Source organism: Sneathiella limimaris (genome assembly GCF_012932565.1).
GTDB classification, from domain to species: Bacteria; Pseudomonadota; Alphaproteobacteria; order Sneathiellales; family Sneathiellaceae; genus Sneathiella; species Sneathiella limimaris.
Map to the genome: position 1 here is coordinate 1,172,573 of NZ_JABBYJ010000001.1, position 22,127 is coordinate 1,194,699.

Annotated in this window: 23 protein-coding genes; 9 read left to right on the forward strand and 14 right to left on the reverse strand. The window is 51.0% G+C overall.

All coding sequences use genetic code 11. The features are described 5' to 3' along the window. Window positions 1-142: 142 nt before the first annotated feature. Both HH301_RS05700 and HH301_RS05705 read right to left on the reverse strand, forming a co-directional pair. Entirely contained in the window at window positions 143-1,075 is a 933-nt protein-coding gene (locus tag HH301_RS05700) for an EamA family transporter (RefSeq protein WP_206378185.1), read from the reverse strand. A 69-nt stretch (window positions 1,076-1,144) separates the two neighbouring features. Beyond that, window positions 1,145-2,167 carry a DUF2804 domain-containing protein gene (locus HH301_RS05705; protein ID WP_169567475.1) on the reverse strand — a complete coding sequence of 341 codons (1,023 nt, stop codon included), beginning with the start codon at window positions 2,165-2,167 and terminating at the stop codon, window positions 1,145-1,147. 179 nt (window positions 2,168-2,346) lie between these two features. Between HH301_RS05705 and phnD the strand changes: the two genes are divergently transcribed. The 8 genes from phnD to HH301_RS05745 all read left to right on the forward strand — a co-directional run bounded on the left by phnD (window position 2,347) and on the right by HH301_RS05745 (window position 9,210). Further along, a complete protein-coding gene (phnD, locus tag HH301_RS05710) occupies window positions 2,347-3,303 on the forward strand; it encodes a phosphate/phosphite/phosphonate ABC transporter substrate-binding protein (RefSeq protein ID WP_420821180.1) in 957 nt (318 codons plus the stop codon). 70 nt (window positions 3,304-3,373) lie between these two features. Then, complete coding sequence (gene phnC, locus HH301_RS05715) at window positions 3,374-4,171, forward strand: phosphonate ABC transporter ATP-binding protein (RefSeq protein WP_169567479.1); 798 nt, start codon at window positions 3,374-3,376, stop codon at window positions 4,169-4,171. Continuing rightward, complete coding sequence (gene phnE / locus HH301_RS05720) at window positions 4,168-4,983, forward strand: phosphonate ABC transporter, permease protein PhnE (RefSeq protein ID WP_169567481.1); 816 nt, start codon at window positions 4,168-4,170, stop codon at window positions 4,981-4,983. The genes phnC and phnE (HH301_RS05720) overlap by 4 nt, the downstream gene beginning before the upstream one ends. Then, window positions 4,983-5,801, forward strand: coding sequence for a phosphonate ABC transporter, permease protein PhnE (phnE, locus tag HH301_RS05725; protein WP_169567483.1), 819 nt, complete (start codon window positions 4,983-4,985; stop codon window positions 5,799-5,801). Before phnE (HH301_RS05720) ends, phnE (HH301_RS05725) begins: the two co-directional genes overlap by 1 nt. Beyond that, window positions 5,788-6,726, forward strand: coding sequence for an HAD-IIA family hydrolase (locus HH301_RS05730; protein WP_206378186.1), 939 nt, complete (start codon window positions 5,788-5,790; stop codon window positions 6,724-6,726). Before phnE (HH301_RS05725) ends, HH301_RS05730 begins: the two co-directional genes overlap by 14 nt. 43 nt (window positions 6,727-6,769) lie before the next feature. Further along, window positions 6,770-7,435 carry a MarC family protein gene (locus HH301_RS05735; RefSeq protein ID WP_206378187.1) on the forward strand — a complete coding sequence of 222 codons (666 nt, stop codon included), beginning with the start codon at window positions 6,770-6,772 and terminating at the stop codon, window positions 7,433-7,435. A 3-nt stretch (window positions 7,436-7,438) separates the two neighbouring features. After that, a complete protein-coding gene (gene def / locus HH301_RS05740; RefSeq protein ID WP_169567485.1) occupies window positions 7,439-7,951 on the forward strand; it encodes a peptide deformylase in 513 nt (170 codons plus the stop codon). A 77-nt stretch (window positions 7,952-8,028) separates the two neighbouring features. Continuing rightward, window positions 8,029-9,210, forward strand: a complete 1,182-nt coding sequence (locus tag HH301_RS05745) for an oxidoreductase (protein ID WP_169567487.1) — start codon at window positions 8,029-8,031, stop codon at window positions 9,208-9,210. Here the strand turns inward: HH301_RS05745 and HH301_RS05750 are convergent. Then, entirely contained in the window at window positions 9,207-10,937 is a 1,731-nt protein-coding gene (locus HH301_RS05750; RefSeq protein WP_169567489.1) for a tryptophan 7-halogenase, read from the reverse strand. The two genes, HH301_RS05745 and HH301_RS05750, sit on opposite strands and share 4 nt — an antisense overlap. Window positions 10,938-11,003: 66 nt before the next feature. Further along, the gene (locus HH301_RS05755) at window positions 11,004-11,942 is read right to left on the reverse strand and encodes an alpha/beta hydrolase (RefSeq protein ID WP_169567491.1); all 939 of its coding nucleotides are present in this window, start codon (window positions 11,940-11,942) and stop codon (window positions 11,004-11,006) included. 93 nt (window positions 11,943-12,035) lie between these two features. Between HH301_RS05755 and HH301_RS05760 the strand changes: the two genes are divergently transcribed. Beyond that, on the forward strand, window positions 12,036-12,497 hold the full coding sequence (locus HH301_RS05760) for a winged helix-turn-helix transcriptional regulator (protein ID WP_169567493.1): 462 nt from the start codon (window positions 12,036-12,038) through the stop codon (window positions 12,495-12,497). On the opposite strand, the gene HH301_RS05765 is transcribed toward HH301_RS05760, so the two are convergent. The 10 genes from HH301_RS05765 to HH301_RS05810 form a co-directional block, all read right to left on the reverse strand. After that, window positions 12,494-13,234, reverse strand: coding sequence for a heme ABC transporter ATP-binding protein (locus HH301_RS05765; RefSeq protein WP_169567495.1), 741 nt, complete (start codon window positions 13,232-13,234; stop codon window positions 12,494-12,496). The genes HH301_RS05760 and HH301_RS05765 overlap by 4 nt on opposite strands. 2 nt (window positions 13,235-13,236) lie before the next feature. Next, window positions 13,237-14,280 (reverse strand): FecCD family ABC transporter permease, encoded by a 1,044-nt coding sequence (locus HH301_RS05770; protein WP_169567497.1) that lies wholly within the window; start codon window positions 14,278-14,280, stop codon window positions 13,237-13,239. Further along, entirely contained in the window at window positions 14,277-15,110 is an 834-nt protein-coding gene (locus HH301_RS05775) for a heme/hemin ABC transporter substrate-binding protein (protein WP_169567499.1), read from the reverse strand. The genes HH301_RS05770 and HH301_RS05775 overlap by 4 nt, the downstream gene beginning before the upstream one ends. Further along, window positions 15,107-15,541: an ExbD/TolR family protein gene (locus tag HH301_RS05780; RefSeq protein WP_169567500.1), complete on the reverse strand. Its 435-nt coding sequence runs from the start codon at window positions 15,539-15,541 to the stop codon at window positions 15,107-15,109. The genes HH301_RS05775 and HH301_RS05780 overlap by 4 nt, the downstream gene beginning before the upstream one ends. Then, on the reverse strand, window positions 15,538-16,146 hold the full coding sequence (locus HH301_RS05785; RefSeq protein WP_169567502.1) for a MotA/TolQ/ExbB proton channel family protein: 609 nt from the start codon (window positions 16,144-16,146) through the stop codon (window positions 15,538-15,540). Before HH301_RS05785 ends, HH301_RS05780 begins: the two co-directional genes overlap by 4 nt. Continuing rightward, window positions 16,136-17,206, reverse strand: coding sequence for a hemin-degrading factor (locus HH301_RS05790; RefSeq protein ID WP_169567504.1), 1,071 nt, complete (start codon window positions 17,204-17,206; stop codon window positions 16,136-16,138). The genes HH301_RS05785 and HH301_RS05790 overlap by 11 nt, the downstream gene beginning before the upstream one ends. Before the next feature lie 16 nt (window positions 17,207-17,222). After that, the gene (locus HH301_RS05795) at window positions 17,223-18,191 is read right to left on the reverse strand and encodes an energy transducer TonB (protein ID WP_169567506.1); all 969 of its coding nucleotides are present in this window, start codon (window positions 18,189-18,191) and stop codon (window positions 17,223-17,225) included. Continuing rightward, the gene (locus HH301_RS05800) at window positions 18,185-20,221 is read right to left on the reverse strand and encodes a TonB-dependent hemoglobin/transferrin/lactoferrin family receptor (protein WP_169567508.1); all 2,037 of its coding nucleotides are present in this window, start codon (window positions 20,219-20,221) and stop codon (window positions 18,185-18,187) included. Before HH301_RS05800 ends, HH301_RS05795 begins: the two co-directional genes overlap by 7 nt. Before the next feature lie 87 nt (window positions 20,222-20,308). After that, complete coding sequence (gene hemP, locus HH301_RS17960; RefSeq protein ID WP_169567510.1) at window positions 20,309-20,482, reverse strand: hemin uptake protein HemP; 174 nt, start codon at window positions 20,480-20,482, stop codon at window positions 20,309-20,311. A 119-nt stretch (window positions 20,483-20,601) separates the two neighbouring features. Then, window positions 20,602-22,044, reverse strand: coding sequence for a cryptochrome/photolyase family protein (locus tag HH301_RS05810; RefSeq protein ID WP_169567512.1), 1,443 nt, complete (start codon window positions 22,042-22,044; stop codon window positions 20,602-20,604). Window positions 22,045-22,127 lie beyond the last annotated feature (83 nt).

Below are 22,127 nucleotides of genomic sequence, written 5' to 3' on the forward strand. Positions count from 1 at the left end.
TTATTCACCATCCATATTTAGAATTCGACACCCGCATATCACTTCAACTCGCAGCCTCCAGCATTGATTTGCCGCAATGGAGGATCTGATTTCTCATTTTTTGGAACGGAAAATTCGATCGGTTGCCTCGATTTGGAAATCGCTATTCGTGCGTACCACCTTGAAACTTGCCTTTTTTGACAAATTCATCTCCCGGAGCCTTACTCGATTTCAGTTCTCTGTGTGAAATGTAGGTCGTTGAGGCGACGACAATTGCCCCGCCGAGCAGAACGAAGTGATCAACTTCTTCTCCAAACAAAACATAGCCAACAATGATTGCCCAGATTAGCTGCAAGAACCCAAGTGGCTGGGTCACTGTTAAGGGGGCCGCTTCAATAGCGCGTGTCATGGCATAGTGACCGACTGTTGCAAAGAAAGCGGTCAGGAACAGCCAGAATAACTCTTCGATTGACGGGGTTTGCCATTGGTAAATGGCACCGGGCAACAAGGCTAGGGTGCATCCGATTGAGAGGAAACTCACAATGACCACTGAACGCTCTGTCTCTGTAAGCTTTTTCGCCAGAATAAAGGAGATGGCAAAAAGCGGGGTGGCAGAAAGCTGCGCAAGTTGACCCAGGTTAATATCCTGAAATCCTGGGCGAAGGATAACCAGTGTTCCTATAAAGCCAAAAACAATTCCCATGATGCGCCGAGCCCTCATTTTCTCACCGAGGAAAAGGGCAGCTCCGATGGCGACAAAAATTGGGGAGGCGTATCCAATGGCTGTGACTTCTGCAACCGGAATACGGGCCATGGCATAGAACCACAACATAACCCCAACCGCATGAACAATAGCGCGAGCCGAATAGAGTTGAGCGGTTCTTAAGCTCATTTTAAACGGCCAGTACCGAATGATCACTGGGATGGTCATGATAACCGCAAATAAATAGCGGATAAAGGCAGCTTGGATGCTCGGGATGTTGGAGCCGAGATATCGGATGACACTTGTCATGGCGACAAAGAGGAGGGTCGCTAGGATCATCCACAAGACGCCTTGCAACGTTCTGTTGCTCTGGAGTGCTGCTGGAATAGGCACAGGGTTTCCTTATTCTTATTATTGAGACAATGTTCCCTGAAAAATCGCCGTCTGTCTAGTCCGTTCGTTTTAAATCCACCAAATTGCGTATTGGCGTTCACAGAAGCCGGGCAGGTTTTGAATTTCAATCTCTGCGCCAGAACTGGTTCTGATAATCCCATCGAAATGGCCAAATAGCTGGTGAAAATCGAAGGCCGTTTGGATCTTATCGTTCATTGCCGCGTACTTGCCTTCAGCCGTAAATGTAAGCCGGGATCCTTCTTCTGATGTGATCAACCAGGGCTTTTCCAGGTCATCTGGATCATATGTAAAAGCAAAGAGGCCGACCTCATGGCTTTTGCCATCAATCCAGATCCTGTTTTCACTCCACCCGGTTTCGTTGACCCCATTCGAGACATTGAGCCCTATTAGGTTTCCTGTGGTATCCACACCGGTAATACAGGCCCAGTTCCAAAAGGTATCAGGCCGCAGAAACCCGGCAGTGAAATCATGATGCGCAGTCAGCGACTGAGACGATAAATCAATATGATTTCCCTGAAAGGTTAGCTCCCCTTGGGCATGGATGCCGGCCACTTTCTGACAGTAGGTCCAGCCGTTCGGTCCTGTTGGGGTCGTCAGGCGCAAGGTTTCAAACTGATCTTCGGTTTCACTAAAACTCAAGCGCAGGGACAGCTCATCTCCCGCATCAACCGTTAGCGACTTGCTCATGCTATCCTTGTTCGCGGTGAAGGTGACTGAAAATCCTGGCCTTGAGAGGGAGGAAATTCCGTCATCTGGGTCGAGGGTGATTTTACCTTCCGCTGGGTCCGTCAGGCGCAGCCCCTTTTTAAGAAGGCTCCCGTCTTTGCGATCAAACAGATAAAAGAAGGCGGTTTTTTCATTTCCGACAAGCGTGAGAGAGCACCCCCCGATATATGCCTTGCTGGTGAAGCCGATAAAATGAAAATGAACAAAGCGCCGATGACGTTCTTCTACCGCCAGAAGACGCCGAAATGGATCGCGAAGCGGGTAGTCCTGGTAGTTAATTTCCCCTGCTGGTTTTTTCAAAATGCCAAAGGGAATCTCACCCGCAGAATTGACCAGTTTCCCCATTTTTTTCTTCCCTTTTATTTTTGATCTTTACGAATAGCAGAAAATATAAGGCCTTGGCGATATTAGACATAAAAAGCTTGTCGTGCCCGTTTCTCTGTGTCATGAATTTGTCATTAAAATGAAATAAAACTGAAACATTTCGAAACTTGGGAGGACGAAATATGATCAGGAAAATTCTGATGGGTGCTGCTGGCGCCTTGATTGCATCCACCTTTATGAGCGGTACAGCAGCAGCGGAAGATTGCCCGCGTGGTACGCTGGATGCGCGCTTCTGTGATCGTGATGGTGACCTGCTTGCGGATACACCAACCGATCCATCCAAGCAACTGGATCCGGATACGCTTGTGTTTGCCTACACGCCCGTTGAAGACCCTGCTGTCTACAAAGAAGCTTGGAGTGATTTCCTGGACCATATGGAAAAAGTGACCGGTAAAAGTGTCGTCTTCTTCCCCGTTCAGAGTAACGCTGCCCAGATTGAAGCAATGCGCTCTGGTCGGTTGCACATCGCGGGCTTCAATACAGGTTCAAACCCTCTGGCTGTGAACTGTGCGGGCTTTAATCCGTTCACCATCATGGCTTCCAAGGATGGTAACTTCGGGTATGAGATGGAAATCATCACCTATCCTGGAAGTGGCATTGATAAAGTTGAAGATATCAAAGGCCAGCAACTTGCCTTTACGTCTCCAACATCAAACTCTGGCTTTAAGGCGCCATCTGCGATCCTGAAAGCGGATTTCAACATGATCCCAGAGCGGGATTTCGAACCTGCTTTCTCTGGTAAGCATGACAACTCCATCTTGGGTGTTGCCAACAAGGACTACAAAGCCGCTTCTATTGCCAACTCTGTTTTAAGCCGGATGATTAAGCGTGATGTGATCAAGCCAGATCAGGTAAAATCCATCTACAAATCCCAAACATTCCCAACAACTGGTTTTGGTGTTGTCTACAACCTGAAGCCAGAACTGAAAGCGAAAATCGAAGAAGCTTTCTTCACTTTTGAGTGGGAAGGTACATCCTTGCAGAAGGAATTCGAGAAATCCAACGAAGGTCAATTCCTGAAAATGACCTACAAGGAGTTCTGGGATGTGATCCGGAAAATTGACGCTGCAAATGGTGTGAAATACACCTGTAAATAAGCATCCAGTCCATGCCGCAGGAGTATCCCTTCTGCGGCATTTTTATATTTAGCGCCCGGTGTAGGTAGTTATGCTTCAAATCGAAAAACTGACCAAGAGATACCCAACAGGGGATCTGGCCCTGAACGCTGTCGATCTGACAATTCCGAAAGGGCAGGTGATTGCCCTGATCGGCCCATCAGGTGCCGGTAAAAGTACCCTGATCCGCTGTATCAACAGATTGGTTGAACCAACAAGTGGCCGTGCAGTTTTGAACGGTGTCAATATCACCAGTCTTGGTAGCCGGGGTCTTCGGAGCGCCCGTCGGAAAATGGGAATGATTTTCCAGGAATATGCGCTGGTGGAGCGCCTGACAGTCATGGAAAATGTTCTCTCCGGTCGTCTTGGATATGTCGGTTTCTGGAGAAGCCTGTTTCGTAAATATCCTCAAAAAGACATCGACGAGGCGTTTCGCCTGCTGGATCGGGTTGGCCTTTTGGCGATGGCTGATAAACGAGCGGATGAGCTGTCCGGTGGTCAGCGTCAACGGGTAGGTATTGCCCGCGCTCTGATGCAGGATCCGGAGTTGTTGCTGGTCGACGAGCCAACCGCCTCGTTGGACCCAAAAACATCCCGCCAGATCATGCGTCTGATCTGTGAGCTCTGCGCAGAGCGGGAATTGGCCGCAATTATCAATATTCATGATGTTGCGCTGGCCAAAATGTTCGTCCAGCGGGTTATCGGCTTGAAGCTGGGCGAATTACAGTTTGATGGGGCCCCTGATGAACTGACCCCAGATGTTCTCACCCGCATCTATGGGGAGGAGGACTGGGAAGCCACGATTGAAAAAGTCGAAGATGAGGAAGACCTCGAAGAGGCAGCCCAATGAGTGATGTCACACTCGATATGCGGCTGGGGAAACCCTGGAAGAAGCCTCACTTCATCAAAAATCCGGTCCTCCGTTGGGGACTGATTATTGGCACGCTTGTTTATATCTCGCTGGCGACCGGATCGCTTGAGGTCAACTGGGCGCGGGTTAGCGAAGGTCTCATCCGGGGCTGGAACTTTATCATTGCCTTCGCAACGCCAGATTTTGTCTCTCGCGGAACTGATATTCGCGATGGCTTGATCGAAAGTGTGATCATGACGATCACCTCGACGATTGTCGGGATTGCCATCTCGATCCCTATTGGTCTTGGTGCCGCGCGCAATATTGCGCCTCTGCCGGTTTATCTGGTGTGCCGCGGTATTGTGGCGCTCTCCCGTGCTTTGAATGAAATCATTGTGGCGATCCTGATGGTGGCCATTTTTGGTTTTGGTCCTTTGGCTGGTTTCATCACCTTGAGTTTCGCGACCATCGGTTTTCTGGCAAAGCTTATGGCAGAGGATATTGAGGATATGTCCCGCGTTCAGGCGGAGGCTGTGAAATCTACTGGTGCGACATGGATGCAGTGGATCAATTATGGTGTTCAGCCACAGGTTTTGCCGCGGTTGGTCGGACTTTCCATGTATCGCCTGGATATCAATTTCCGGGAATCTGCTGTGCTTGGGCTAGTGGGTGCTGGGGGTATCGGGGCAACCTTGAATACAGCGTTTGATCGGTATGAATTTGATACGGCTGCGGCCATTTTGTTGATCATTATTGGTACGGTGATGGTTCTGGAATATCTCTCCGGCATCATTAGAAAGAAGGTGCAGTAATGCCAGTCACTGAAACCTCATCCGGTCAGAAAATCTGGCAGCTCAGAACCCGCAATCAGACCTTAATTCGCTGGTTTGCCTATCTGGTAACTGTTGCGGCCTTCATGTGGTGCTGGGCGGAAATCTCCAAATCCACCACTTGGTATTTTGTCTGGGATGCGCCGCGCATTGCAGCTGATATCGGCAGTCGTTCTTTCCCCCCAAAATGGGAATATATCAACGAACTTTGGCTGCCGATTTGGGATACCCTGAACATCGCCACCTTGGGAACCATTCTGGCCTTGCTGATGGCAGTACCGGTTGCCTTCCTTGCGGCGAGTAACACAACCCCAAGCAAGGTTTTTGTGCGCCCGATTGCCTTGGTGGTCATTGTCTCCACCCGGTCCATTAACTCCTTGATTTGGGCACTATTGCTCGTCTCGATTATTGGTCCAGGTGTGGTTGCCGGCCTCTTGGCGATTGCCATTCGCTCGATCGGTTTCTGTGCAAAGCTGCTTTATGAAGCGATTGAGGAGATTGATCCCAAACAGATTGAGGCAATCTCAGCGACGGGTGCTTCCCGTTGGCAGGTCATGGTTTATGGCATCGTCCCGCAAATCTTGCCAGCCTTTGCCGGGATCTCGGTTTTCCGGTGGGATATTAATATCCGCGAGTCTACCGTTCTGGGCCTTGTGGGCGCAGGCGGTATTGGTCTACAACTGCAATCCTCATTAAATGTTCTGGCTTGGCCGCAGGTTGCCCTGATCCTGATTGTGATCCTGGTTGCTGTTGTGGTCGGCGAGTGGGTTTCTGCAAAGGTGCGCGGTGCAATCATCTAACCTGTTTGAAGACCTGTTTCCCTCCTTGGATGGGGAACAGGCTTTTACTCTTTATGAGGCGGTCAAGGACCGCCTTCCTTTTGCCTCTCATCCGACAAATTCGGAACGCCATTCAGGACTTCTGGATGTTGCTCCATCTGTGGATGCGTTCGTTTTTGATGCCTTTGGTGTGCTGAATGTTGGAACCACTCCAATCCCTGGCGCAAGCGATTGTATTCAGGAACTCAGAAGGCTGGGGAAGAAGGTGTTTGTGCTGACAAATGCGGCCAGCTTCAACCGCAATGAGACATTTGAAAAATTCAATAAGCTGGGTTTTGATTTCACTCATGACGAACTGGTGACCAGTCGAAATGCTGCCGAACTGGATCTGGCGAGTTTCGGGCCGGAGCATTGTTGGGGTGTTGCTGCTACCGATACATTCCGGATTGAGGATCTGGCCTGCCAGTCCCTTGAAATTACGGATGATCCCGAAACCTATGAAAATGTGTCAGCCTTTCTGTTTCTGTCCGTACAGAATTGGACAGAAGCGCGTCAGGCGCTGCTTGAAAAATCGTTGAGCCAAAACCCGCGGCCTGTTGTCATTGCCAATCCAGATATTGTCGCGCCGCGCGGTGAGTATTTCTCGGTAGAACCTGGTTACTTCGGGCATCGGATGGATCGACATTACGGTATTGATGTTCACTTCCATGGCAAGCCGTTTCCCTCTGTCTATGACTTAGTGGAAGAGCGCCTTCAGGGATCTCAGATCGAACCTGGCCGTATTTGCATGGTCGGTGATACTTTGCATACGGATGTGCTTGGCGGGGCTGCACGGGGGTGGAAAACTGCGCTTGTCACTGATCACGGTCTCTTCAAGGGACTGGATCCAGAGCTTTATATCGACAAAAGTGGCATTCGTCCTGACTGGATGGTAGGGTCAATCTGAGTTTAGGATCCGTTCCCGGTTTTTCCTTGAAGGAGCAGCTCACATGATCACGCCCGCCGTTTTGGACGTTGCCCTAACCGCGTTTGTCACCCTGTTCGTCATTATCGACCCTTTGGGGTTGTTGCCCATTTTTATCAGTGTGACCAAGGGGACAACGCTTTCACATCAGCGCCGCATGGCTATTAAGGGAACCCTGATCGGCGGTGCCATGCTGCTGTTCTTTGCTCTGCTGGGGGATAAGTTTTTAGCTCTGCTCGGGGTTAGTCTGCCCTCTTTTCGGATCGCTGGCGGTGCCATGTTGTTTTTGATGGCGCTGGAAATGGTGTTTGATAAACGCAGTAAACGCCGGGAAAGCAGTGCTGAGTCCATGCGTGATGAGATTAAGGCGCACGAGAATGAGCATCACGCCTTTGATGATGTCTCGGTATTTCCCCTGTCTATTCCGTTGATATCGGGCCCTGGCGCCATCTCCTCTATCATGCTGCTCATGAGTGCGAACCGGGATAATCTTGTCCATCAGGGAACAGTATTGCTGGTGTTAGGTGTGGTTCTTTTGATCACCCTGATTTTATTTTTGCTCGCGCCGCGCCTTGAAAAACTGATGGGGGTGACCTTCACACAGATTGTCTCCCGCGTGCTTGGGGTGATCCTCGGCGCACTTGCCATTCAGTACATCGTCGACGGTATCAAGTTAAGCTTCGCCATATAAATCATGACAACACGTAAACTCTCTCTGGTGGTTGCCCCAGATCCAATCTTTCGTCAGAAAGCCAAACCGGTTGCAGAGGTCACGGATGAAACCCGGGATTATGTGCGCCAGATGTTTGATATTCTTGAGACTGAGAAGGGGATCGGAATTGGTGCCAATATGGTGGGCCTGACAGAGCAGATTATTGTGATCCATATGAAAGACGGAGGCCCAGGTGATTATCTTGCCATGATCAATCCGCAAATCCTGCAAAGCTCTGAAGAGACACAAGAGTTTGAAGAAGCGTCTTTAAGCTACCCCGGCATTTCGGCTTCGATTACCCGTCCTGCCCAAATCGAGGTTCAGTATCTGGATCAACAGGGAGAAGAGAGAACCTTAAAAGCAGATGGGTTTCTCTCCACCGTCATTCAGCATGAGATGGATTACTTGCAGGGGCGCACTTACCTTGATCACCTATCTCGCCTCAAACGCAATACGCTTCTTCGGAAATACCAAAAGCTTCGTCAAGGGCGCTAACCTTGATTGTGGGAAATGGCTCTCCAAGTCTAAGGAGTATCACTACATCCAAAATCCCATAACCTTGGACACATCATATGGATCAGCTATTCCAGCCCTTTACATTACCCTGCGGTCGAATTTTAAAGAACCGTATTGTCAAATCTGCGATGTCAGACTCTCTGGGAGATGGCCAGGGAAATCCTACGGAAGCCCAGATCCGGCTTTATGAGCGATGGGCGGAAGGCGGGCTTGCGGTTGCTATTATCGGTGAGGTCCAGGGAAATCCTAATTTTGCCGAAAAGCCGGGAAATCTGGTTCTTCGGCCTGATGGTGAATTGGATAAATTTCGCGAACTTGCAAGGCGTGGGTCCGTAAATGGCGCTGAGCTTTGGCTGCAGCTTGGTCATGCTGGGGCCATGTCTCATCCTCCCATCAGTACACCCAAAGGACCCAGTCCCCTTGATATCGCTGGTTTGAAATCGGACGGATACAGCCGGGCGGAACTGCAAGACGTATCTACTGAATTTGCTGCGACGGCAGCGCTTGCAAAAAAGCTCGGTTTTGGCGGCGTACAAATTCATGCGGCCCATGGTTTCTTGCTCAGTCAATTTTTGTCGCCTCTTTTTAACAAGCGGACTGATCACTATGGCGGGTCCATTGAAAATAGAATGCGCCTGTTATTAGAGGTAATTCAACAGGTTCGCGCCGCTGTCGGTCCGGATTTTCCCATTGCCGTTAAACTGAATGCAACAGATCAGCTTGAAGGTGGTCTGGAGGAAGAGGATGCACTCAAAGTCGTCGCTGCATTGGATGCGACCTCAATTGACTTGATTGATATCAGCGGCGGCACCTATTTTCCGGGGGCAAAATCCGCATCCGACGGGCTTGGTAAGGGGCCCTATTTTTTGGATTTCGCGGCACAGGCGCGACCTTTGACAAAGAAGCCACTGATGGCGACAGGTGGTTTCAAGGACCCCCGGCAAGCCATCGATGCGGTTAAATCAGGTGCGGTCGATTTGGTTGGAATGGCACGCGCTTTCGTTCTGGATCCAGCATTTCCAAAGAAATGGCAATCAGGTGACAAAGCTCCCCTGCCGTTCCCAAGATTTACCTCTCCACCCGAGGGAGGAATTACAGCCTGGTACAGCATGCAGCTCACCCACCTCGGCGGAGATGAACCTGTTGAGGATGCTTCAACCCTTCCAGCCGCACTTCAGGCTTATGAAGCACGTGATGAAGCGCGCAATAAGCTCTGGCGGAAACGGTTCAGGTCTTAAAGGATACTCGGTTCCGAAAAGTCGCTTTTTGATTTTTCCTTAGGCTTGAAACTGATATTGGGCTTGGCACTTTGCCCGCCAAACATCACTGTTGGTTGCCCGCCCATGGGTACGCCAACCGTTGCTTTTGACGAATAAGCCGCGGCCAGATTGCCATAAGGATTTGGGGCAGCAGCAGGCTTTGCAGTACCCTCTCCCCGAAATGCCGTGAGCAATTCATAATGACCTGGCAACTTTTTGATCAGTGCCTTTTCCCGGTTCTTCATTTGGGTAACCCGTTTGACCCAGTCTTCTTTTCGAATGAACCGCTCTGCTGGAAATGTGGTGTCCTTGAAATAATCCTTGGCAAAAAGAACTGTCTCAAAGCTCATGCGGTTGAAAAGGAACGTCCGGTCAAACGGTGTGGTTAGCGGCAGGGTATGCTGATACTCATCCAGCATCTCCGCAAGGCTGTCCGGGATTTCCATTTCCTCCCGCGCAACCCGCCAGTACTCGCTATCCTGTCGGTTGTTGATGCAGTAATGCAGGACGATGAAATCCCGAATGGATTCCATCATCCGGTCAGTTGTTTCATTAAACCGCCGCGCCAGCGATGCGGGGAAGGACATATCGGGGAAATTGAGCAGCAGCATCTTGATGGAATTTTCAATCATATAGATGGCTGTGGATTCCAATGGTTCGATAAAGCCAGCTGACAGGCCGATCGCGATACAGTTTTTCTCCCAGGTTTTTTCCATTCCACCGATATGCACCGGAATAGCGCGGGGCTCAGCGCCTTCGCCGCGAGGGCCGAGATGAGCAAGGAACTCCGCTATGGCTTCATCATCGGATCTGAAATCGCTGGAAAAGACATAACCGGTTCCAACCCGGTTAAACAGCGGTACATTCCAGACCCACCCTGCGCCCAGTGCTGTTGAGGTTGTGCATGGCTCGATCTGGGTCACGTCTTCATGGGGAATTTGAACGGCAAGGGCCCGGTTGTTCAACAGATATTTGCTGTAATCCTGACGCTTGACACCCAAGGCTTCATTGATGATAACCCCTTTAAAACCGGTGCAGTCAACGACAAGCTGGATGGGGTGTTCGCCATTCCGTTGCAGGGTCAGGCTGGAGACAAACCCCTTCTCATCCAGGTTGACGGCTTCCACGTCATCAAGCACATGGTTCACGCCGCGCTCAATGGAAATGTCTCTCAGGAATTCAGCAAATTTTCCAGCATCCAGGTGATAGGCATAATTCAGTGTTTTTTCGTAATCCCCCTGATCCAGGGTTTTGGGTCCTCTTTTTGCGCGGATGGCGCCGACACTGGCGGACAGAACATCATCAATATTCCGTTTGCCGTTGGGGCCACCGAACTTATGAAAATGGTAGGCGGGATTTTGTCCGCCAAGCTGGGCACTGTTGCCATCAAAAGGATGAATGAAAGACGTCGCATTGCCTTTGTGATCATGGGACCAGTTGACGAAGCGCACCCCCAGCTTGAAAGAGGCGTTACAGCGCCTGAAAAATTCCCGCTCCGAAATGGCGAGACTGCGAAGCAGGTCAGACATGCTGGGCACGGTCGCTTCCCCAACGCCAATCGTCGGCACATTCGGCGATTCAATCAGCGTGATTTTGGTAGGCGATTCCTTCTTGTTGGCGTTCATGTAGCGAACAAGAAAAGCGGCCGTAAGCCAACCGGCTGTTCCGCCGCCGACGATGGTGATTTCCGTGATTGGTTCTGACACTGGTTCCCCCATTTTCCAGGACTATGGGAAAATAGTATCAGATAATAGAAATTTAGGAAAACATCATTAACTAGAATTGCGCCTTAAAAACTCTCTGCTGATCGCAATCACTTCCGGCTCCTGCAAAATGCGGTTGTGACCAAGTCCGCCGGTCCGCACGAAAACCGCATCCTGCCAGCTTTTGGCTAGCCGTTCCCCTTCTTCAAACGGGACCATCTTATCCTTCAGATCATGAAAAATGAGGGCAGGGAGTTTGTAATTTTTGGATAGGGTAGAGCCACGAACGGCGTCAAATGGCAATCCATATCGCGTGGCCAATTGTGCTTCAGCATGCCTTGTGACCTTCGCATTAAACCCGATCAGCTTGGATAACCGATAGAGGTAACCTTTCAGATCTTCTGGGGGGGCCAGATAGATCACTTTTTCAATTTGCATCCCAAAGGAAAGTGCAAGGGTGGTTGCCGCCGCCCCGTTGGAGTGAGCGATAAGCGTGTCAATGTCGCCGTATGATTTCTGAAAAGCCGCTAGTAGCCGAGCAATTGCCGGCATTGAGATGCGCTTGCCCGGTGCATTTCCATGGGCAGGAAGATCCAGGGCTATGACCTGATACCCCTCTTCCAGCAACGGATCTGCAAAGGCGGAGAGCTGCCCGGCCCGACCAGAAAGCCCGTGAACCAGAAGCGCTTTTTTGTGGCCTTGCCCAAACGTGTAGACAGCCGCGCGATGTCCTTCGTGATCAAACCAATCCTGTTTTGCACTCTTCAGCCATTGCTGTTCCTTTTGGGGGATTGAATGCCGTTGCGGCGTTTCGAATATTTTTTGCAAACGCTTGCTACCCCATCCGGTGGAGGTGGAACTCGCAAGTCGGTTAAGGGCAAGAAAAACCAAAATACCAAATCCCGGCTTCTTAGACTTTCGCGGCTGTTTGGAAGTTTCGCTTCGGTCGATCAAGGTGGGAAAGGGCTCTACTGCCACTTCTGGCGGGGATTGAATATCCGTCTGCATATTTTTGCCTATAGTTAGTTCTAAAAAGGAACTTAATGATTATTAGATATAAGTTCTCTTTTGGAACTTGTCAAACTGTGTTAGGCTTAGCTCATGAAATGGAAAGATTTGCAAAATGAAGACTGCCCGGTAGCAAGGGGACTATCCGTTATGGGGGATCGCTGGACCCTCCTTCTGCTTCGGGACTGTTTTCTCGGGGTGCGCCGGTTCGATGATTTCCAGAAAAATCTCGGGGTTACCCGCCATGTGCTGGCGGATCGCTTGAAGCTTCTCTGTGATCGCGGGGTATTGGAAAAAAGGCCCTATCAGGATCGCCCGAAACGCTATGAATATAAACTGACGGAGAAGGGGAAGGCCTTCTTTCCGGTCTTGATGACGCTCATCAACTGGGCTGATGAAGAATTCCCCACCGACAGTTCCTCACCCTATGAGTTTGTTGCTCGTGACACAGGTAAAAAACTGAAGCCGGAATTGACGGATGCCAATACTGGGGAGCGGCTGGAGCTGCGGAATATCATTCGCAAGGTGAGCGGACAGACCGAAGAAGTCTCCTAAAGGTGTACCCGTTCTTTCGGGATCTCATAGAGGCTGCTGACCTTTTCAACCGTCAACACCTCTTCTGTCGCGCCGGAGGCAAAATCCTGCCCATGCCGAAGGAGTTGAACCCGATCGCACACCTGCCGCGCCAGGTGCAGATCATGGAGCACGACGCAGATAGCGTAATTTCGCTGTTGAGCCAAATCCCGACAGAGATCAAACAAATGGAACTGGTGTTTCAGATCCAGGGCAGATGTGGGCTCATCCAAAAACAGAAGCGCGCCGTCCTGCTCCCACAGCTGGGCAAGCACGCGAGCCATATGGACACGTTGCTGCTCCCCACCTGACAGGCTGGTAAATTGTCGATCCGCTAGATGCAAGACATCCGTTAGCTTCAGGGCTTCCCGCGCAATATCCAGATCCTTCTCGCTATGACCAAGACCGCTTTGCTGTCCTCGGCCCATACTGGCAATTTCCAGCACTTTAAAAGGGAAGTTCAGGGTGATGTTTTGGGTTAGAACCGCTCTTTTATGAGAGAGATCCTCCAGTGCATAATCATTAAGGGGTTGGTCCAGCAGATAGATCTCACCACTTGTCGGTTGATGATATCCGGACAGGCATTTGAGCAGGGTGGATTTTCCCGCTCCATTGGGTCCCAGAATGCCGAAGATCTGGCCTCTGTTCACTTCAACGGAGATATCGACAAGGATCTCCTTTCCGGCAATCTGGAAAGAGAGATTTTGGGCACGCAACATAATCAGATTTGTCCTCTGCTCTGACGGATGAGAAGCCATAAGAAAAAGGGCCCCCCGACTAGACTGGTGAGGATACCTACCGGAATTTCGGTGGGTGCTGCAACCGTTCTTGCAATCGTATCTGCAAAAAGAAGAAGCGCTGCCCCAAAAAGCGCGGATCCGGGAATAAGCAGTTTGTGATCTGCCCCAAAGGTCAGTCGGATGAGATGCGGTACCACAAGGCCAATAAAGCCAATAACGCCGCTCACCGAAACAGATGCGCCAACACAAAGGGCCGCGCAAATTACAATAACACGTTTCAGTTTATGGGTATCCACACCGATATAAGTGGCGTTCTCTTCTCCCAGCAAAAGAATGTTGAGCTCTCGGGCCTTGCGGGTGATCATAAAGACGCAAGGCAGGATGATGGTGGCCGTGACCAGAACCGGCTCCCACATGGCGCCGCCAAGGCTGCCCATGGTCCACATGGAAATTTCCCTGAGCTGCTGATCCGTGCTGAGAAAGCTCAGAAAGCCAACCCCTGCAAAGGTGAGAGCATTGATTGCAATGCCGGCCAGCAGCATATGGGTGACGGAAAAGACACCGGAAATGCGCGCCAACCGAAGGATGAGGAGGGAAGTGATGGTGCCCCCGATGAACGCGGCAAAGCCGAGCCCATAAAGACCACCGATACCGGTGAGTGCCCCTGCAAAAACAATCACAAAGGCGACACTCAAAGCGGCGCCGCCCGTAATCCCGATGAGTGTCGGATCAGCAAGTGGGTTGCGGAAAATTCCCTGCATAGCTGCCCCTGAGATGCCGAGTGCTGCTCCAACCAATATGGCCAGCAGGACGCGGGGTATTCGAATGCTGACAAGGACCTGCTGATGGAATTCAGAAAGGGTTCCCGAAATCATCTGGATGACGGGAATTTCAATAGCGCCCATACTTGCCCCAAACAGGGCAGCGAGCAGCACAAGAACTGCAAGGGCGATAAGGATCCCAAGTATTGGCGGTTTTTCCGAAAACCTGTCTGCTGCGGTAAACCGCCTTAAGGCAGCAATCATTTTGCGGTGAGCTTCCTGTTAAGTTCTATGGCAGCATCCACGGTGCGCGGTCCAAACCCAAGCAACAGCAAGGCGTCCATATCAACAACCTTCTTCTGCTGGCCGGCAGGTGTTAGGGCTAGTCCGGGAAGTTCTAGAAATTTCTCGATACCGCCAACGCTTTGAAGGGAGCTGGTGGAAACGATCAGATAATCCGGGGCATATTTTACGGCAGCTTCCGGGGTCAGCGGTTTATAGCGCTCATAATCCTGCACCACATTCTCTGCCCCGGCCAGTTCAATGATGCTATCTGCAGAAGTTCCCTTACCGGCAACCATAGGGGCCCCGCCGTGGTTCATCAGAAACATGACCCGCGGTGCCGCCTTCTGTTTGGATTTCAGCTCCTCCAGATTGCGAAGGGCTGCAGTCATTTGGGCATTAAGTTCAGCGCCTTTGGCTGGCACCCCTAAGAGTGACGCCAATTCCACATTGTTGCCCATGACGTCATCCAATGACTTGGCAGCCTTTAACTTCACCAGTTTTACATTCGCAGCTTGAAGTTGCGCCAGAACTGGGGGCGGTCCAGCCTCCTCTGTCAGGATAACAGCCCCTGGTTTTAGGGATAAAACTCCTTCTGTCGATAGCGTGCGCATATAACCGACCTTTGGAAGGTCTTCGGCTGCGGGCGGGAAATAGCTGGTTGTGTCACTGCCTACCAGTTTTGCCTCCTGCCCGAGCGCATAGACCGTTTCTGTCAGGCTCCCCCCGATTGAGATAATCCGGTTTAAGTCCTCGCCATGAACAAATGTGGGGGTTAGTAAAATTAGGGCGAGGGCAAGCAATTTCTTCATGGGGTACTTTCTTTTTGCATCAGGATATTTGCAGCCTCAATCCCTTGAGATTGCAGATAAGTCAAAACACCAAGGAGCCGCTCAAGTGAGACGGATTTATCCCCTGCGATGACCAGTTTGTGTTCCGGTTTTTGGGCCAGTGTATCTTCAAGCGCTTTTTTCAAACCTTCCAGATCGGAAAACTCGGTGCCATCCACCGCATAATTGTCAGCGCGAAGTTCCAGCATGATGTGTTTCTGTTCGGCGGTGCGGGTCTGCTGTTCGCTCACCGATTTTGGCAAGGTCAGATCCAGCGACCGATAAACAGCACCAGCCGTCAGAATGAAAAAAACCAGCAGGATAAACAGGATATCCAGAAGAGTGGTCAGGTCGGGCAGAAACCCGCCATCCTCTTCCTGTTCCCCAATACCAGCTCCGCCGGCGCTAATCATGAGGCGATCCTGTGTTGATTAGAGGAATTGGCATTGGATTGATCTATACCGTGGCTGGTTTTCTCAAGTTCGAAACTCAGGGACTGGGCATTTAAGCGGGCAACCACAGTTTCAATGATCCGCTGCTTGTGGCTCTGAAAAATGCCGGCACTGATTACAGATGGCAGAGCAATCATCAGTCCGAATGCAGTGGTCAGTAATGCTTCCCACAAACCATCCGCGATCATGTTTGGGGTCACCGGTGCATCCGCCGCCGCAATGACCCGAAACGCATCAATAATTCCTAGGATCGTTCCCAAAAGTCCAAGCAGCGGTGCGACAGCCGCAACCAGTTTGAGCAGGTTTAACCCTCGGGCAAGCGGCCTCGCATTTTCGCTGACGGCCAGGCTAACAACTTCATCACGCAAGGCTTTTGGCTCGGCTTTATGGATATTGAGAATACCCATCAATCGCTTGCTCAATTTGCGGCCGTTGAAATCCACCAGCAGGAAAAAAATCGCGCGCTCGAGAATAATCATGGCTGCCAGGATTGAGCTGACCAGAAGTGGCCAGCCCATAACACCCAGCTTTTCAAAGCTGTCTGATAGCAGGATCTCAAGCGGCATTTGCCACCTTCCGTGGGCTCAAGGCAGCAATGATTTCCCGCCAGGTGTCGAGCTCCTTCTCACCTGGTTTGCGCTTGCCAAAGAACGTGGCGATAATGTTGCCGTCCTTGTCAAAAACTTCCAGAGCCGTCACATCTCCATCAACGGTTGGCTTCTTGGTAACCCAGCACCGGGTGATTTCAGCCTCGTTCAGATGCATGGTGTATTTTGGGTCCATGATGTTGAACCAGGTGCCATAATCCACCAGCTTGTTGACCGCACCGGTGAAGATCTGAATGCAACCTCTATTGCCAACAAAGATCATGATCTCGCATTCCTTTTCGCGAGCCATCTCGACGACTTTGCGAACGGCATCCGTGTCGACCTCATAGGCAAGGTCAGTGCCGATCTTGCGAAATGCCTGTTCCCGGCCAACCTTGTATTTACGGAGCATGCCAAAGAAATCGTGGGTATCTTTCATGTTCTCCCAGGAAGTGCGAAGGCCCTCCCAATCGATCTCTTCATCGGGAAGATCTGCGGCAGGTGCTGGATAGGCCGTGAGCGCCAGTGCCGGGTTCTGATCTTCTGCCTGATATTTGGCAACAACAGCGTCATAAGCTGCTTCATCAGAATGATTGGTTAGGTGAATCTTGTGAAGCGCTTCGCCGGATTTATCAAAGAACTGCAGGCTCTTTTTTGTGCCCGCTTTTGTCTCGTCGGTCACGGCAAAGGTAAAGGTCCAATGATCCATGAACAGGCGCAGATCAATTTCTGGCGTCACAAAAAGACCCATGTTCATTTTGCCCCGCTCAAAGAATTTTGCGCCCTTATAGATACCCTTGTTTTCATTGACGCAGCTTTCATTGCGGGTCAGGGCCATTACCTCTCCCAGTGGTTCCAGCTCGGCGAGGATTTCTTTGGGCCGGTTCTCCAGACGGATAACATCCTTCCCAATCCTGGTTGCCAATAGTTCTGCTTCAGATACGCCCAACGCCTCAGCGATGTTGCGGATCCGCATTGACGGGTTTTCTGCTTTCATCGCTTCATAGCGTGACGCCAGCTCAGATATCTCTTGTGTCATTTAAGGTCTACTCCAGTTAGTTAATGACAAAGCTCACGGGTACTCGGACCCAGCTTGAAACTCTCACTCCATTTCGAACCAGCGGTTCGAACTCCCACTTTTTCACAGCCGCCATCGCGGCCTTGTCCAGCAGACGATGGCCGGACGATGTTTCGATTTTCAGCTCTCTAGTTTTGCCGTTCGGTTCAATCAGTGCGGTCAGGGTTACAAGACCCTGTTGACCCAGGTCATAGGCCCGCTTTGGGTAGACCGGTGGGGTGCGCTTTCGGTATTTGGCGTTTTGAATTACGGTGGAGTTGCTGTGTCCCTGATCGTCAGAGACAGATGATTTCGTTGGTTGAGAAGGTTGCTCAACGTGTTTCTGGACAGGTTTTTCAGTCTTTTTTGCCTCAGGGGCGGGTGCCAGTTTGGCAACCTGTGGCGTTTCGATTGGCTTTTTAGGCTTGACCGTCTCTGGTTTGACAGCCGGCTTTTCGACAATCTTTTCCGCTACCTGTTGGGGTGGTTCCGGCAGGCTTGGCTTTTTGGCCACAAGACGCGGTGTTGGCACCGGCTCTACCTTTTCAACGGGCTTTGGTTCTGGCGTTGGTTCAACCTTTTTCTCAATCGGTTCAACCATGTCTTTAACCGGCTCGAATTTCTGCCAGTCGGCAGCGGCAAAATCCTGAGTTTCAACATCAACACTAGGCTTAACCGGGGCAGGGGGTTCGGGCAGGACTGCAGGCTCAATCACCTCTTCAACAGGCTTTTGAACGGACACGGGTTCCGGCGGTATCTCGGCAGGCGTGGCCTCGGGTACCGGTTCTGATTTTGGTGCTGACAGTGTCTGAATTGAGATCTGGATTTGCTCAACAGGTGGAATTGGGTTTGGTTTGGCGCTCAGGTCAATGGAGTTGAAAAGATACCCATGGACAAAGAGCGACAGGGTGAGAACCCCACCCCATCGCACCAGATCACCCATGTCCATTGACCGAGAGACTACCATTTAATGCGGACCCTCGCGGCGAAGTTCACGCCCTCTTCTGGAAGGGAGGCGAACCGCTTCGTGTAATATTTGTCGAAAACATTCTCGACGGCCAGATCAAGGGACAGGTTCTGCAAGTCGCCCTCACTTGGTGCGAAACGATAGTAGATATCGTGAACGCCGTAACCGGCTGTCTGTTCACTTTCCTCCGCGTGATCGTTTTCGTTTGCGTAACGGGCACGCCAACCGAACGTGGAAGAAATATCTTCAAACAGGTAGCTGACATCAGTAGTTAGCGTTAGCGGAACATTGTTGCCAAGATACTCACCTGTATCTTCATCCTCTGCTTCGACGTAGCTGAGGCCTGTCTTGAAGCTGAAGTTTGAAATGCGATAGTCGCCTTCGACTTCAAAACCCCACAAGCGGGCATTGTCCACATTGTAATTTTCAGTGGTTCCGGCAAAAACATCAACTTCCTGCGTAATGAAATCTTTGCCCTTGCTGTAGTGCCAGGCACCCTTGATGCGCAGCTCATCATCCTCGCTTGCAAGTTGCTGGAAATTGACGCCGGCACCCAGCTCAAACGTTGTCACGGTTTCCGGCTTCAGATCCGGGTTCGGGACGAAGTTGTTGTTTGGAATGAAGGGTGGAAAGCCCGGGAAATGCTGACCGCTTGGATAAAGCTCGGTCATGTTTGGTGCGCGGAAGGCTTGCGCGATGCTACCAAAGAAAACAAAGTTTTCAGTAGGTTTGTAGCTCACCGCAATTTTCGGGGAAACGGCACTTTCATTCTGGCTGTTGCCATCGTCATCATCGCTCCGATACTGATCAAAGCGCACTGCTGGGATGATCAGGAACTGCCCTGCACCTGTCTCAAGCTTAATCTCGTCCTGCAGATAGATACCCCATGTCAGGGCCTCTGCATCCGGTACGCCTGGACGTGATCCATCAGCGGTAGCCGTGCTAAAGCCTTCCTGTTCATCTTGGTAGACTTCCACACCATAAGAGAATGTATGTGAATGGCCGTCTGAGACGTCAAACCTGCTTTGGTTATCAATGGTAAGGCCTATTGTGTCGAGCGCACGCACCTGAACACGTCCAAGGTTGGAGCCGCTGATATCGGTTTCCTCAACCTCTGTATCGTTATAATAGGCATGAACTTTCAGGTTCACCAAATCGTCGGTTGGATTGTCATATTCGTAGCGCAGGCTGAACTGGTCATCATCCACCAGCTTGTCGACAACCGGGTTGGAGGAGCCGATCCCACCGGATGGGTTGTTGGGCTCCTGCCCATCGTTCTGAAGGCCTTGGTACTGGAATTTAACCGTGTGCCAGTCGCCCAATGTGTAGCCCGCTTTAAAGAGGCCAGAGAGAACCTGGTCATCAGTGGAGAGATCCTCTCCGTCACCATCCCGGATATCGCCTGAATTACGGAATGTCACGCTGCCCAACAGATCAAGATTACCTGTTCGGCCATAGACACTGCCCATAGAGGAAGTTTCCTCATTTGCCGTGCGAACACCAAAGCTGCCAATGGCGCCGATAGACTGACCGGGTTTGAGAAGGTCTGAAGCATCCTTGGTTTCAAAGGCAACAACGCCGCCAATGGCGCCGCCACCATAAATGGAGGATGCAGCACCCTTGACCACTTCAACCCGTTTCAAAAGAAGAGGATCGAAATAGAAGCGGCCATCATGAGCAGACTCAAAATTCTGTCGCCGTCCATCCATCAGGGTAATGATGGCTTCTTTGTCAAATCCGCGAATGGTAACGGTTTGACCATTGCGGCGTGGACCGTTGATGACATCCACACCCGGGGTCATTTTTAAAAGACCTTCAGTATCGTTGGACAGAGCCGTTCCTGGGGCCTCGGCATCGATGGTGTTGACCATTAATGGTACATCAAAGGAGGATTGTTCACTCTTGGTCGCGTAGACCGTGACCGTATCTAAGGTTGAACTGTCGGCGACTTCTTCCGCAAGGACCTGAGACGATAAAACTGTTGTTGTTAAAAGCGCAGCCGTAAAGCGCACGCAAGACACTCTTCGCATGTTAATTCCCACTGACTGGATTAAAAGGCGATGGCTTGCTGCCTTGCGACCTCCCGCGGGAGGATGGCTGGGTGGCTTGCTACTAACCTACTTCGTTAATATAAGCTTGCCGTTTCCGGTAAGTTGCAGTTTGTACTCGTCCCCATTATGCAAAATGCTCAGCTGACGACAGGACTGGAAGATCTGTTCACTTTCAATCCTGTTATCGACCACTGGAATCTGTCGAACCCGCGGGTCTGATTTTTGCTGCTCGGTACTCATAAGAAAACTGCTCACACGCTAAGGAAACGGCGGTAACTCCGTTGCTATTAAGAATGATTATCAATAGCGTGATAGTGAGTCAAGTGGTTTGATGGAAAATTAAATCCTTCATGCCCTTGTTATGCGGTTGCTTTGATCTCTTCGTAGGCCGCTAGCGCTGCCCCGCGGGATGCTTTCAGATCCGCCATGGGTTTAGGATACGTCTTTCCAAGCGTGACCCCAGCTGCCTGCAAAGTCGCTTCGTCGGCTTCCCAGGGGGAGAACAAATACTTGGTGTCCAGTTTTGAAAGCTCCGGTACCCAATGGCGCACATATTCTCCATCAGGGTCAAAGCGGTGACCTTGGGTCACTGGATTGAAGATCCGAAAATAAGGGGCTGCATCGGCGCCGCACCCGGCGACCCATTGCCAGCTTGCACTGTTGTTAGCAAGATCTGCGTCTACCAGCGTGTCCCAGAACCAATCTTCCCCTTCGTGCCAGTGGATCAACAGATTCTTGGTCAGAAAGGACGCGACGACCATGCGGATCCTGTTATGCATGTAGCCGGTTTTCCAAAGTTCGCGCATGCCGGCATCCACAATCGGGATACCGGTTTGCCCTTTTTGCCATGCTTTAAGGGCGATCGGATCAGATCTCCAGGGGAAGCCGTCAAACTTGGGCTGTATATTCTTGCGAGGAAGCTCTGGATTGTAATAGAGGAGCGAATACGAAAACTCCCGCCAGCCCAGTTCCATGAGGAAATGGTCCATGTTTTTATCAAGCCCCTCTGACCCGGCGAGGGTCATAATCCGGTGCCACACCTGGTTGGGGGAAATTTCACCGAAATGCAAATGCGGAGAGAGGCGCGATGTGGAGAGTAGAGAGGGAAAATCTCGACCCTTTTTGTAATTCGCAAGTCCGTTCTCTAAAAACAGATCCAGCTGATGCCATGCGCCTTTTTCTCCAGGCTGCCAGCTCGGCTCCTGTGTCAGGGTCCAGTTCTGTTTAGGTTGCAGCTCAAGGCTTTCCACCGCCGGCATTTCAAGATCATGCTGTGCGAAGGTGATCTCACGCGGCGCCTTCAGTGGAAATCTAGGGGCCTCCGCGTTTAGGCATCCATTGCGGAAAAATTTTGTGAACACCTTATAGGGTGTGCCGTCAGGTTTTTGAACGGTCCAAGGCTCCCACAACAGGCGACCGTTAAAGGTTTCAATCTCAAGCCCATCAGCCTTCAGGCTCTTCTTGATCTCTGTATCCCGCGTGATGGCAAAAGGCTCATAACTTCTGTTCCAGGTCACCTTTTTCGCGCCGCTTTGCCGGATCAGCTCGCTCAAAACGCTTTCGGATCTCCCTTTTCGAATGACCAGTTTCCCACCAAGGCTCTCATTCAATTGTGTCAGGGATCGGTGAAGCCACCAACGGCTCGCAGCACCCATTGTCCAATCACCCGGCGTTTTATCATCCAGAATAAAGACCGGAATGACACTGCCAGACTGGCAAGCGTCAAGGAAAGCAGGATTATCAGACAGACGAAGATCCTGTCTGAACCAATGGAGAGTTATGAACGTATTAGAAGATGTCATTCTTAAGCTATGGTAGTAGAGTAATCATTACTGTTACGGCTTGCAGGGATGCTTGGATTTGTGAGTTAGGATTTTTGGGATTG

Excerpts from the sequence above, each read along its gene's own strand:
- HH301_RS05705 (WP_169567475.1), bottom strand. The coding sequence starts at position 2,167 with ATGGGGAAACTGGTCAATTCTGCGGGTGAGATTCCCTTTGGCATTTTG.
- phnE (WP_169567483.1), top strand. The coding sequence starts at position 4,983 with ATGCCAGTCACTGAAACCTCATCCGGTCAGAAAATCTGGCAGCTCAGA.
- HH301_RS05790 (WP_169567504.1), bottom strand. The coding sequence starts at position 17,206 with ATGACACAAGAGATATCTGAGCTGGCGTCACGCTATGAAGCGATGAAA.
- HH301_RS05745 (WP_169567487.1), top strand. The coding sequence starts at position 8,029 with ATGGATCAGCTATTCCAGCCCTTTACATTACCCTGCGGTCGAATTTTA.
- HH301_RS05810 (WP_169567512.1), bottom strand. The coding sequence starts at position 22,044 with ATGACATCTTCTAATACGTTCATAACTCTCCATTGGTTCAGACAGGAT.
- phnC (WP_169567479.1), top strand. The coding sequence starts at position 3,374 with ATGCTTCAAATCGAAAAACTGACCAAGAGATACCCAACAGGGGATCTG.
- HH301_RS05755 (WP_169567491.1), bottom strand. The coding sequence starts at position 11,942 with ATGCAGACGGATATTCAATCCCCGCCAGAAGTGGCAGTAGAGCCCTTT.
- HH301_RS05780 (WP_169567500.1), bottom strand. The coding sequence starts at position 15,541 with ATGATTAGCGCCGGCGGAGCTGGTATTGGGGAACAGGAAGAGGATGGC.
- HH301_RS05770 (WP_169567497.1), bottom strand. The coding sequence starts at position 14,280 with ATGATTGCTGCCTTAAGGCGGTTTACCGCAGCAGACAGGTTTTCGGAA.
- hemP (WP_169567510.1), bottom strand. The coding sequence starts at position 20,482 with ATGAGTACCGAGCAGCAAAAATCAGACCCGCGGGTTCGACAGATTCCA.
- HH301_RS05800 (WP_169567508.1), bottom strand. The coding sequence starts at position 20,221 with ATGCGAAGAGTGTCTTGCGTGCGCTTTACGGCTGCGCTTTTAACAACA.
- HH301_RS05765 (WP_169567495.1), bottom strand. The coding sequence starts at position 13,234 with ATGTTGCGTGCCCAAAATCTCTCTTTCCAGATTGCCGGAAAGGAGATC.
- HH301_RS05785 (WP_169567502.1), bottom strand. The coding sequence starts at position 16,146 with ATGCCGCTTGAGATCCTGCTATCAGACAGCTTTGAAAAGCTGGGTGTT.
- HH301_RS05795 (WP_169567506.1), bottom strand. The coding sequence starts at position 18,191 with ATGGTAGTCTCTCGGTCAATGGACATGGGTGATCTGGTGCGATGGGGT.
- def (WP_169567485.1), top strand. The coding sequence starts at position 7,439 with ATGACAACACGTAAACTCTCTCTGGTGGTTGCCCCAGATCCAATCTTT.
- phnD (WP_420821180.1), top strand. The coding sequence starts at position 2,347 with ATGGGTGCTGCTGGCGCCTTGATTGCATCCACCTTTATGAGCGGTACA.
- phnE (WP_169567481.1), top strand. The coding sequence starts at position 4,168 with ATGAGTGATGTCACACTCGATATGCGGCTGGGGAAACCCTGGAAGAAG.
- HH301_RS05775 (WP_169567499.1), bottom strand. The coding sequence starts at position 15,110 with ATGAAGAAATTGCTTGCCCTCGCCCTAATTTTACTAACCCCCACATTT.
- HH301_RS05735 (WP_206378187.1), top strand. The coding sequence starts at position 6,770 with ATGATCACGCCCGCCGTTTTGGACGTTGCCCTAACCGCGTTTGTCACC.
- HH301_RS05760 (WP_169567493.1), top strand. The coding sequence starts at position 12,036 with ATGAAATGGAAAGATTTGCAAAATGAAGACTGCCCGGTAGCAAGGGGA.